Source organism: Kitasatospora sp. NPDC059795 (assembly GCF_042732175.1).
Lineage (GTDB): Bacteria > Actinomycetota > Actinomycetes > Streptomycetales > Streptomycetaceae > Kitasatospora.
Map to the genome: position 1 here is coordinate 26,665 of NZ_JBHWID010000016.1, position 11,925 is coordinate 38,589.

Below are 11,925 nucleotides of genomic sequence, written 5' to 3' on the forward strand. Positions count from 1 at the left end.
ACGAGCACGTTCGATCCGGGTCAGGAATCTCCGGCGTTGACGTTCGGCGTGTGGGGCGACTCCGACGTCGGCGCGGGCGTGATCGGCGCCAGCGACACACCGATGACCGACACCGCACACGTACGCCCGGCGGGAGTCGTCGGCGTCAACGAAGCCACCCGGGGCGTCGGCGTGGAGGGCTTCTGCGCGCAGGGCACCGGCGTCCTCGGAATCGGCGGCGCCGACCAACCCGGCGTCTCCGGGAAGGCGGACACCGGCCCCGGCGTCACCGGCGTCAGCGCGCAGGGAGTCGGCGTCACCGGGGTGAGCGGCGGAGCGGCCCCCGGTGTCACCGGGCAGAGCGGCGGAGCAGCCCCCGGTGTCACCGGGCAGAGCGGCGGAGCAGCCCCCGGCGTTTCGGGACGGTCGGACAGCGGTCCGGGTGCGGCCGGCGAGAGCGGCAGCGGGCCCGGACTGCAGGGGACGAGCACCTCGGGGACCGGGGTGCTGGGCCGCGCCACCGACGGCGCCGGCGTCTCGGGAACGGCCTCCGGCGGGCCGGGCGTGCAGGGCACGAGCGCCCGGGGTGCCGGGGTGCTCGGCCAGGGCACGGGCACCTCGGCCGGGGTGTCCGGCCAGGCGGACGCCGGCCCGGGCGTGACCGGGGCGAGCGGCCAGGGTCCGGGTCTGTCGGGGACGAGCGCGCACGGCGCCGGCGTGAGCGGCCAGAGCGGCGGCACGGCGCCCGGTGTCTCCGGGACGAGCGCAGGCGGTGTCGGTGTGAGCGGTACGGGCGGGCCGGGCGCGGCCGGGGTCACCGCGGCGGGCGGTGCCGGCGCACCGGGTGTCTTCGGCCGCAGCAGCGACCGCGCAGGGGTGTTTGGTTTGAGCTCCAACGGTCCGGGAGTGATCGGATACACCCACACCGGCGCGGGTGTATCCGGCACCTCGTCCGATGGCACCGGGGTGACCGGCCACAGTTTTGGGGTCGGGATCGCCGCCACCGGAGGCACGACCGGACTGACGGCCAGCGGAGGCGATCTCGGCGCGGACATCACCGGCGGCCTCCGGGTGAACGGGGTGATGGTCGCGGCCGGCAGCGCCCAGTTCGTGATCGACCATCCGCTCCTCCCCGCCGAGAACACCCTCGCCCACGCCTTCGTCGCCTCGCCGGAGCGGAAGAACGTCTACGACGGGGTGGTGGCCCTCGACGACTCGGGAGCCGCGACCGTCACCCTCCCCGACTGGTTCGACGCACTCAACCAGCACTTCCGCTACCAGCTCACCCCGATCGGCGCACCCGCCCCCGGCCTGCACGTCAGCGCCGAGATCTCCGGCAACAGCTTCTCCCTGGCCGGCGGCCCACCTGCCGGACGGGTCAGCTGGCAGGTCACCGGCGTCCGCCTCGACAGCTGGGCACAGGCCAACCCCCTCACCCCGGTGGCCGCCAAACCTCCGGACCAGCAGGACTTCTTCCTCCACCCCACCGTCTTCGACCAGCCCACCGAACGCGGGATCGGCGTCCCGCCCGTCCCCGCCCGGCAGGACGACCTCCCCGAGGAGGCGTGAACGATGCCCATCAAGCCACCTGAGTCACAGTCCGGAGCGAGCACCTTCGACCCCGGTCAGGAATTTCCGGCGTTGAAGTACGGCGTGTGGGGCGACTCCGACGTCGGCGCGGGCGTGATCGGCGCCAGCGACACACCGATGACCGACACCGCACACGTACGCCCGGCGGGAGTCGTCGGCGTCAACAAAGCCACCCAGGGCGTCGGCGTGGAGGGCTTCTGCGCACAGGGCACCGGCGTCCTCGGAATCGGCGGCGCCGACCAACCCGGCGTCCTCGGGAGAGCGAGCACCGGCCCCGGCGTCACCGGCGTCAGCGCGCAGGGCGCAGGCGTCACCGGGGAAGCCGACTCCGGCCCGGGCGTCCTCGGTCGCAGCGCCCACGGCGTCGGCGTCACCGGACGGGCCGCCGGAACCTCCGCCGGCGTCACCGGGGAGTCCGACGCGGGCCCGGGCATGTCCGGCACCAGCGCCCAGGGGGTCGGCGTGTCCGGACAGGGCGGCGGGACCTCCGCCGGCGTCACCGGACAGGCCGACTCCGGCCCCGGCGTCATCGGTACCAGCACCCACGGCGTCGGCGTGGCGGGTGCGGGGACGGCCGGGCCGGGGGTGTCGGGCACGAGCACGAGCAGTCCCGGCGTGACGGGTTCGAGCACCGGCGGGCCGGGCGTGGTGGGAGCGAGCGCGCCGGGTCCCGGCGTCGCCGGCAGCAGCACCGGCGGGCCCGGCATCTCCGGCACCAGCACGCCCGGACCAGGGGTGTCCGGCAACAGCACGGCCGGGCCGGGTGTCTCCGGCAGCAGCACCGGCGGGCCCGGCGTCGCCGGCACCAGCACCGCCGCACCGGGCGTCTCCGGCACCAGCGCACTCGGACCGGGAGTGTCCGGCGGCAGCACCACCGGCACCGGCGTCCTCGGCACCTCGCAATCCGGGACCGCGGTGAGCGCAACCAGCACCAGCGGTGAAGCACTCAGCGCGACGACCGGCACGAGCACCGCGGCGGCGATCTACAGCCACGACGGTGTCGCCGTCGCGGCCTTCTGCGGGCACCCGGAACCCGAGCAGGGTGGCATCGGCTTCGGCGACGCGCCCAACAGGGGCCCGGCCGTTCGAGGCCACAGCTGGTTCGGACACGGCCTCGAAGGCATCAGCGAGTACGACGCGGGCGTCTCCGCCAGCGGCTCGACCGGCCTGACGGCCAGCGGCAGCGCCCTCGGCGCGGACATCAGCAACGGCCTGCGGGTCAACGGCGTGATCGTCTCGGCCGGCAGCGCCCGCTTCGTCATCGACCACCCCCTCGACCCCGCCGAGAACACCCTCACCCACGCCTTCGTCGCCTCACCCGAACAGAAGAACGTCTACGACGGCGTCGTCACCCTGGACGACTCCGGAGCCGCGACGGTCACCCTCCCCGACTGGTTCGACGCCCTCAACCAGCGCTTCCGCTACCAACTCACCCCGATCGGCACACCGGCCCCCGGCCTCTACGTCAGCGCCGAGATCTCCGACAACAGCTTCTCCGTCGCGGGAGGCACCCCGGGCGGACGGGTCAGCTGGCAGGTCACCGGCGTCCGCCTCGACAAGTGGGCGCAGGCCAACCCCGTCACCCCGGTTACCGCCAAGCCCTCCGACCAGCGGGGTCTCTTCCTCCACCCCACCGCCTTCGACCAACCCGCCGAACGCGGGATCGGCGTCCCGCCCGTCCCCGTCCGGCAGGACGACCTCCCCGAGGAGGCGTGAACGATGCCCATCAAGCCACCTGATTCACAGAACGGATCGAGCACCTTCGACCCCGGCCAGGAATCACCGGCGTTGAAGTTCGGCGTGTGGGGCGACTCCGACCTCGGCGCGGGCGTGATCGGCTCCAGCGACGCACCGATTTCCGGCACCACACACGTACGCGCGGCGGGAGTGGTCGGCGTCAACGAGGCCGCCCAGGGCGTCGGGGTCGAGGGCTTCTGCGACCGGGGCACCGGCGTCCTCGGAGTCGGCGGCGCCGACCAACCCGGCGTGGCCGGGAAAGCAGCCACCGGCCCCGGCGTGTCCGGGTCGAGCACACAGGGCCCGGGCGTCACCGGGCAGGGCGGCGGAACATCCCCCGGCGTCTCGGGAAACGCAGCGGCCGGCCCCGGCGTGTCCGGCACCAGCGCGCAGGGCGTGGGCGTGACCGGAACGGGTGCCGGAGCGTCCCCCGGCGTCTCCGGGCAGGCAGACTCCGGCCCCGGCGTGCTGGGGTCGAGCGCGCACGGCGTGGGGGTGGCCGGGCAGGGTGCCGGAGCGTCCCCCGGCGTGTCCGGGCAGGCAGACTCCGGCCCCGGCGTCCTCGGCACCAGCACGCACGGCGCCGGTCTGTCGGGCGCGGGGACAGCCGGTCCAGGGGTGTCGGGCAGCAGCACCGGTGCCCCCGGCGTGTCGGGTTCGAGCACCAGCGGTCCCGGCGTCGTGGGAACGAGCCCGCCGGGACCGGGCGTCGCCGGGACCAGCACCGGGGGCCCGGGGGTCTCGGGCACCAGCACCGGCGGGGCGGGCCTCCTGGGCACAGGCGCCCCCGGAGTGTCGGGCATGAGCACGAACGGCGTGGGGGTGACGGGCACCTCCGCCCCCGGGCCGGGTGTGTCCGGCATCAGCACGATCGGCACCGGCGTCTCCGGCATCTCGGACTCCGGGGCCGGAATGCGCACAACCAGCACCAGCGGCATCGCGCTCGACGCGACGAGCTGGTCGAGCATTGCGGTGGAGGCCTTCAGCTCCGACGGTGTCGGCATCGAGTCGTACTGTGGGCACCCGGAACCCGGGGGCGGCGGCAGCGGCAGCTCGCCCGACCCGCCCAACAGGGGCCCGGCCGTTCGAGGCCACAGCTGGTTCGGTGCGGGCGTCGAAGGTCTCAGCGAGTACGACGCGGGCGTGCACGCCTGGGGCTCGACCGGCCTGACGGCCAGCGGCCGCACCCTCGGCGCGGACATCAGCAACGGCCTGCGGGTCAACGGCGTGATCGTCTCGGCCGGCAGCGCCCGCTTCGTCATCGACCACCCGCTCGACCCCGCCGAGAACACCCTCACCCACGCCTTCGTCGCCTCACCCGAACAGAAGAACGTCTACGACGGCGTCGTCACCCTCGACGACACCGGAGCCGCGAGGGTCACCCTCCCCGACTGGTTCGACGCACTCAACCAGCACTTCCGCTACCAACTCACCCCCCTCGACGCCCCCGCCCCCGACCTCCACGTCAGCGCCCGGATCTCCGGCAACAGGTTCTCCGTCGCGGGCGGCCCGCCCGGCGGAGTGGTCAGCTGGCAGGTCACCGGCGTCCGCCTCGACAAGTGGGCGCAGGCCAACCCCGTCACCCCGGTTACCGCCAAATCCACAGAACACCGGGGCCGTTTCCTCCACCCCACCGTCTTCGACCAACCCGCCGAACGCGGGATCGGCGTCCCGCCCGCCCCCGTCCGGAACGACGCGCCGAAGGAGAGGTGAACGAGGCCCACCCCCGTCACGCGGCGCCCGTCGGCCAAGCGGCCGCGCAGAGCGCGGTGGTCACCTCCTCCTGGTAGCGGGCGGCGGCGAGCCAGGCCGTGGCGAAGGCGAGGTGGTCGGTGGTGTGCAGGCGGCCGAAGACGTCGCGTTCCTGGTCCGCGGCGGCCGCGTGGACGGCCGTGAGCAGCTGGGCGGCGGTGGCGAGGCCCGCCGACCGCAGTCGGCGCGCCTCGGTGGCGGCCCGGTCGGAGCGTCCGGCCAGGGCCCGACGCCCGCCGGTGACGGCCTGTTCGAGTGGGCGGGCCAGCAGGTGGAAGGGCGGCTGCGGGGCGAACGCGGCGGCCGGCGGCAGCGTTTCGGGCCGGTCCGGCAGCAGGTCGGCGTGCTGGAGGCGTTCCAGGCCCAGGTTGATCCGGTTGCGGTACTCGGGCGGCAGGGCGAGGACCGGGCCGGGCCCCGGGGCCGGGGCGGCGGCCAGCAGGCGCAATCGAGGATGGGTGGCGCGCTCCAGTCGGCCGACCACGCGCAGCGGCAGGCCGGGCGCGGAGGCCAGCGCCGCGAGGTTGGCGGCGAATGCGAGCCTCGGATGGTCCTGGGCGGGGAGCAGCGCCACCGTCGACCCCGCGCACTCGGCGAGCAGCTGCGGGGCGGTCGACCCGGGAACGGTCCCCGGTCCGAGCACGGTGACGTCGAGGAACAGCAGGTCCGATCCGGCGGGACGCTGCTCGTGGGGGATGCGCCCGGCCGCCAGCGCCCGTTCGACCTGGGCGGGCACCGGCTCCGCCCAGAGCCGGGCGGCGGGCTCCTCGTCCCAGCCCGCCCCGGCGGCGCGCACGGCCCGGACCTTCGCGCCCGCGCCGAGCCGCCCGGAGTCGGTCCGGGTGGCGCCCTGGACGGCCAGCCCGGCCCGGGCGAGGTCGCGGTGCGACAGCGTCGCGTCACCGAGCCGGACCGGTCGTCCGGCCGCCGCCCCGGCGAGTTGCGCGGCCTCGGTCGGATCGGCGTGCGGGGTGACGTCGGAGACGGTGGCGAGCTGCCCGGCGCCGTCCACCACCCAGACCGTGACGCCCGCGTGGGTGGCCGACACCACCGGTTCGGCGAACAGTCCGTACAGCCGGAGCGAGCCGACCTCGCGGTAGGTCTGCCGCGCCGCCGCGCGCACCTGGCGGGGCGTGAACACGGTGGTGGCGTCGAGCAGTTCGCGATGGGCGGCGGCCAGGTCGGCGAGCCGGTGGTCGGGTTCGGCGGCCCGGGCGGCGCGCAGCCGGGTGACCACCGTGGCGGCCAGCGCGGCCGGCCGGTGCAGGCCGAGCAGCCGGGCCTGGTGGGCGGTCCGCAGCAGTTCGGCCTGCTGGACGCTGCCCGCGCCGCTGATGCCCGCGGCCAGCGTGTCGGCCGCGACCCGGCGCAGGCGGTCGACGGCCTCGGCCTCGGCGGGGGTGAGCGGCTCCTCCTTCTCGACTGCGGTGTCGGGTACGGGTCCTGCGGGCGTCTGCCGGCCGGTCGGCGTCTGCTCGTCGGCGGGCGCGGCCAGCGGGGCGGCCGTGACGGCGGCGGCGCGGTGCAGGCACCCGGGGGCGAGCAGGCAGCCGCACCGGACGTCGTCGGCCGTCCGGACGGTGCCGTCGGGGGCGTGCAGGACCAGCACCGTCTCGTCGTCGATCCGCACGCTCCAGTCGTCGCCCGTCCGGACCGGCGGGCGGTCGGCGAGCTTGGCCGCCGCGCCGTCGAGCCGTTTCTGGAGGCGCGCCGACAGGGCCGACACCACCTCCGCGACGACCTCGGCGGCGACGGCGGGCCATCGGGTGTCTGTCATCGGATCTTCTCCCCCACCCAGCGGGCCAGTTCCAGCGGGCTGAGTGCCGCCACCGGCATGCCCGCGGCGACGAGTTGTTCGGCGACGGCTCTGGAGTACCGGGGTTTCCCGGTGTCGTCGAGTGCGGCGCAGCCCAGCAGGTGGCAGCCGGCGCCGACCAGCGCCCGGGTCTCGGCCAGCAGCCCGCCGAGCGGGTAGCCCTCCTCGAAGTCGCTGACCACCGCGATCAGCGTGCGGGACGGCACGGTGACCAGGTCGCGGGCGTACCGCAGGCCAGCTGCGATGTGCGTGCCGCCGCCGACCTGGACCTCCAGCAGCAGCCCCAGCGGGTCGTCCACCCGTCCGCTCAGGTCGACGACCTGGGTCGAGAAGGCCACGAAGTGCGCGGTCAGGGACGGGACTCCGGCCAGGATCGACGCGGTCAGCGCCGCCCAGACGGTGGAGGCCTCCATCGATCCGGACACGTCCACGACCAGGATCAGTCGCCAGTCGTTGGCCCGGCCGGCCCTGGTCCGGAAGACCGGCCGGTCGGGCACGATCACGGTGCTGCCGTCCGCGCCGGGCCGGGCGGTGGCGAGGTTGGCCCGGATCGTGCGGTCGAGATCGAGCGGGCCGGCCCGGCGGCGGCTCGGCCGCGGCAGGGTGAGTCCGGTCAGGGCCGGGCGCAGCGTGGTCGCGAGCTCGCGCGACAGTTCGTCCACCAGTCGCCGGACCAGCGGGCGCAGCGCGGCGAGGCGTGCCTCGGGCAGGCCGCCCGCGTGCTGGAGCACCGTGCGCAGCAGGTCGACCGAGGGGCGGACGGCCTCCGGGGCGAGCGCCTCCAGGACGTCGGTGCGGCCGTGCGCCGCCGCGGCGGCGAGGACCTCCTCGCGGATGCCCGGTCCGAACAGCGCCACCAGTTCCTCGGACCATTCCCGGACGCCCGGGTACGGGGCCTCCCGGCCGCCGCGCCGGTCGCCGGTCGGGCCCGGGGCGGAGCCCTCGCCCCGGCCCGTGCCGTAGAGCTCGTCGAGCGCGGCGGCGAGCCGCGCGGACCGCCCGGTCGGGCCGGGGCCGCTGCCCGGGCGGCCGAGCACCAGCCGCCAGCGGTCGGCGGGCGGGAGAACGGCCCCGGGGGCCGGTGCCACCGGCTCGTCCCGCACCTTCGCCGCGTCGGGCGCCTGCGCCACGTCGGACGCCTGCGCCACGTCGGGTGCCCGCGCCGCGTCGGACGCCTGCGCCGCGTCGGACGCCTGCGCCTCTTCGCTCGCGGCGGGCAACAGTCCGCCCGCCTCCAGGATGTGACGAGCCGTCAGATCGGCTCTCGCCCAGGTGGCGAGGGTGGCCGGGTCGAGCTCGGTCGGCAGGGTGTCGAGGTGCGTGCCGAGACGCTCCTCGATGACGGCGAGCAGCCGGTCCCGGGCGGCCGGGCTGAGCGTGTCGAAACCGCCGCGCAGTGCGGGCAGCCGATCCAGGAAGGAATCGTCGGAGAGCTCGGTGACGCGTGCCAGCAGGGGTTCGAGCGCGGCCGGGGCAGCGGTGAGCAGCCCCTCGGCCGCGGTGAGCAGGCCGCCGAGGGACCGGCCGAGCGCGGCCCGGCTGTCCGGGGCGGTGGCGGCGTCCACCCAGGAGGCGACCCGGCCTCCGAACTCGGCGGGCTCCTGGTGGCCGAGCAGTACGCGGGTCGCGCCGGCCGCGCCGCGGATCAGCGGCGAGCCGTCGTCGGCCAGCCGGCGCAGCACATGGCCGAGCCTGATGCCGCCGTCGGCGTCGGCCCGGCGGGCGAACTCCACCAAGGCGCGGGCGTCCGCGACGTCCTCGGAGCCCGCCAGGCCTTCGAGCCCCCGGACGGCGGCGACGGTGAGCAGTTCGGCGGCTGCGGCGGCCGGGCCGAGCAGCGGCGCGGCCGCCTCGGGCCCGGCCAGGTGTCCGGCGGCGAGCCGGTCCAGCAGGGCGAGACCGTCGAGGAGTTCGGGGAGGGACGCCACCGCCGGTACCTCGTCGGCGAGTTGGTCCAGCCGGGCGGCGCTCAGGCCCGGCAGGGCGCATCCGGCGGCGGCGGTGAGACCGTCGATGATCTGCCGGGCGGTCGAACCGCCCGCGTCCCGTTCGCGACGCAGCCGTTCCCGCAGCGTCCCGTCGGCGGCCTGGGCGGGCGTCACCCCGCGCATCCCCGCGACGGTCAGCATCGCGGCGACGGCCGGCGTCCACTGCACCCGCCAACGCGAGCCGACGGCGTCGGCGCCGCCGGCACCGGTCACGGCGACCGGTTCGCCGTAGGGCACGCCGCACACCTCCAGGCGACGCAGCAGCAGTTCACGACCTGCGTCGAGGGCCGAACGGTGCGGGTCGAGACGGAGATCGCGCGGCGACGGTTCGGCCGCGCCGGGCAGACCGAGCTCCGCGATCAGGGCCTCCACGGCGGGACCGAGACCGGTACGGGGCGCGACCGGAGTCGGCCGACCGGTACGCGTCCCGACCAGCACCGCTTCGAGCGCCCGCGCCACAGCCCGCCCACGCCCGAGCGGCTCCCCCTGCGCCAACACCGTCTGCACCGCCTCGATCAACTCCCCCCGCCCCGGCGCCGGCAACCCCCGCAACCGCCCCAGGTCCCCGGCCACCCGCACCACCTCCCGCCCATCGGCGGGCCCGGCAGGGTGCCCCTGCCCGCGCAGCGCCTCACAGATCCGCACGGCAGTACGAGTGAGCTCCGCGGCAAGGCGCTCCGGATCGCCGGCGGCAGTCAGCACGGTGTGCTGCCATTCCGGGTCGCGAATACCGGCGGGGTAGCCGGAGCGGGCGTCGAGCAGCGGGTAGGTGTAGGGCACGAGAGAGATGACGTACGACTCGGGTCCGCCGGGAGACGCGGTCACCGACGATGGTCCGCTTGCCGTTGCCGGAGCGGGTGCCGTTGCCGGGGCGGGTGCCGAAGGCCGGTCGATCGCCGGCCCCGGCACGGGCGTTGACGCCGGGTCGGCCGCGACGTGCTGCGGCAGGTCGGCGACGGTCGCCGACGGAGCGCCCGCAGTCCGGTCACTGTCGAGCAGGGCCGGTGCGTGGAAGGCGCCGATGACCGCGGTGACCCGGCGGCCGTCCGCCGACGCCGCGTGGATGCGGGCGCGCATCCACGACTCGCGGTGCAGGTCGAGCGGGTCGACGGCGGGGGCGTCCTGGCGCAGGGCCCAGCCGACCAGGAGGGCGGCGCGGCGGACTTCTTCCGGGGTGCAGCCGGGGGCGGGGGCTTCGACCAGGCGGTCCCACAGGTCCTCGTCCGGGCGACCGGTGAGGCGACGGCGGAGGGCTTCGGCGAGGCCTTGCGCGGCGGGGCCGGTGGCACGGGTCTCGGTGGTACGGGTCTCGGTGTCGCAGGTTTCGGTGGCACGGGTCTCGGCGGCACGGTGGGCCAGTGGCAGGTCGCAGGCCACGACCGGCACGCCGTGGCGGACCGCCCAACGCAGGGCGGTCAGTTCCGGGGAGAAGTCCGCGAACGGGTAGAACGCTGGGCCGGAACCCTCCTCGGCGGTTGCGGCGGCGAGCGCCACCGGCGCCTCGGTGCGCTCGTCCGCGAGGAGGCCGAGCCACGGCTGGAACTCCTCGGGCAGTTCGACGAGCAGCACGTCCGGCCGCGCCGCGTCGAGCAGGGCGGGCAGCACGGCCGCGATCGACGGGGCGTGGTGGCGAACGCCGATCAGGTACGGCCCGGGACCGTCGACACCCGAACCGGCAAGCCGGGCAACGGCCTCCGCCGGAGAACCCCCGGACTCGACGCCGGCGCACCGGCCGTCGCCGTCGGCCACGACCGTCGATCCGGTGCCGTCCACGCCGGAACGGGCGAGCTCCGCCGGAGCGTCGATCGGGGGCGCCCCGGTCGCGGCCGACCGGGCGTCGTCGCGAGGGTCCGCATCCGGGTGGACAGGCCCCGGCGGTGAGGTGCTGGTGGGCGGGGTGGCGTCGGTGGTCACTGTGGTCAGTCCCCCAGGGCCGGGCGGAGGTCCCACAGGGTGCGCCAGGTGGCGGAGCCCTGTTCGGCGCGGCGGCGGACCGGGCCGTCCCAGTAGCCGAGCAGGCGGGCCGTGTCGGTGGGGTCGTCCTTGCGGACGACGCCGACGAGTTGGCCGGGGAGGTGGTGGAGGGTGTCGGTGCCGTCGAGGTAGGCGGCGGTGACGCCGAGCGCGGTGGCGACGGAGACGGCTTCGGCGGTGCTCATGACGGTGGAGGGGCGTTCGACGTCCCAGCCTTCGACGGAGCGGCCGGTGCGCAGGTCGCGGAACGCGGTGACGAGCGCTTCGAGGACGGCGTCGTCGACGGCGTAGGGGGCGCCGGCCCGGGCGACGGCGGCGGTGGACTGGCGGCGGACGAGTGCGATCTCGGCGTCGAGGTCGCCGATCGGCCCGACGGTCTCGAAGTTGAAGCGCCGCTTGAGCGCGGCGGACATCTCGGAGACGCCCTTGTCGCGCAGGTTGGCCGTGGCGATCAGGGTGAAGCCGGGCGCGGCGTGCAGCTGGGCGTCGGCGCTGCCGGCGAGTTCGGGCACGGCGATGCGCCGTTCGGAGAGCAGCGAGACCAGCGCGTCCTGCACTTCGGGCAGGCAGCGGGTGATCTCTTCGACGCGGGCGACGGCGCCGCCGGTCATGGCGGTGAGGACGGGCGAGGGGACGAGGGCGTCCCGGCTGGGGCCCTTGGCGAGCAGCAGGGCGTAGTTCCAGCCGTACTTGAGCTGGTCCTCGGTGGTGCCGGCGGTGCCCTGGACGGTGAGGGCGCTGGTGCCGCAGACGGCGGCGGCGAGGAGTTCGGAGAGCATCGACTTGGCGGTGCCGGGTTCGCCGACGAGCAGCAGGCCGCGTTCGCCGGCCAGCGTGACGACGCAGCGTTCGACCAGGGCGCGGTCGCCGACGAACTTCGCTTCGACGACCATGCCGCGCCGGCCGTGCTTGAGTTTCTCGCCGCCGCTGCCGAGGACGAAGGTGACCACGGCGCGCGGGGTGAGCCGCCAGCCGGGCGGGCGCGGGCCGGTGTCGTACGCGGCGAGGAACTCCAGTTCGGCGGCGTACGTGTCCTCGGGCAGGACGAGCTGCCGGTCGGGGGCGGTGCTCATGGCGTGGTCCTCAATC

The 11,925-nt window shown here is 75.9% G+C and carries 6 protein-coding genes; 3 read left to right on the forward strand and 3 right to left on the reverse strand.

Going from position 1 to position 11,925, the window contains the following annotated elements; genetic code table 11:
* Positions 1 to 36: 36 nt before the first annotated feature.
* Genes ACFV4P_RS28145 through ACFV4P_RS28155 form a run of 3 tightly spaced genes read left to right on the forward strand, consistent with a single transcriptional unit; the run spans position 37 to position 5,019 of the window.
* Positions 37 to 1,548, forward strand: a complete 1,512-nt coding sequence (locus tag ACFV4P_RS28145) for a hypothetical protein (RefSeq protein ID WP_380475729.1) — start codon at positions 37 to 39, stop codon at positions 1,546 to 1,548.
* Positions 1,549 to 1,551: 3 nt separating this feature from the next.
* The gene (locus ACFV4P_RS28150; RefSeq protein ID WP_380475731.1) at positions 1,552 to 3,285 is read left to right on the forward strand and encodes a hypothetical protein; all 1,734 of its coding nucleotides are present in this window, start codon (positions 1,552 to 1,554) and stop codon (positions 3,283 to 3,285) included.
* 3 nt (positions 3,286 to 3,288) lie between these two features.
* Entirely contained in the window at positions 3,289 to 5,019 is a 1,731-nt protein-coding gene (locus ACFV4P_RS28155; RefSeq protein ID WP_380475733.1) for a hypothetical protein, read from the forward strand.
* 16 nt (positions 5,020 to 5,035) lie between these two features.
* Here the strand turns inward: ACFV4P_RS28155 and ACFV4P_RS28160 are convergent, their stop codons facing one another.
* The 3 genes from ACFV4P_RS28160 to ACFV4P_RS28170 all read right to left on the reverse strand — a co-directional run bounded on the left by ACFV4P_RS28160 (position 5,036) and on the right by ACFV4P_RS28170 (position 11,909).
* Entirely contained in the window at positions 5,036 to 6,835 is a 1,800-nt protein-coding gene (locus ACFV4P_RS28160; RefSeq protein WP_380475735.1) for a hypothetical protein, read from the reverse strand.
* Positions 6,832 to 10,611 carry a DUF5682 family protein gene (locus ACFV4P_RS28165; RefSeq protein ID WP_380476070.1) on the reverse strand — a complete coding sequence of 1,260 codons (3,780 nt, stop codon included), beginning with the start codon at positions 10,609 to 10,611 and terminating at the stop codon, positions 6,832 to 6,834. The genes ACFV4P_RS28160 and ACFV4P_RS28165 overlap by 4 nt, the downstream gene beginning before the upstream one ends.
* 170 nt (positions 10,612 to 10,781) lie before the next feature.
* Positions 10,782 to 11,909 (reverse strand): AAA family ATPase, encoded by a 1,128-nt coding sequence (locus ACFV4P_RS28170; protein WP_380475737.1) that lies wholly within the window; start codon positions 11,907 to 11,909, stop codon positions 10,782 to 10,784.
* Positions 11,910 to 11,925: the final 16 nt, after the last annotated feature.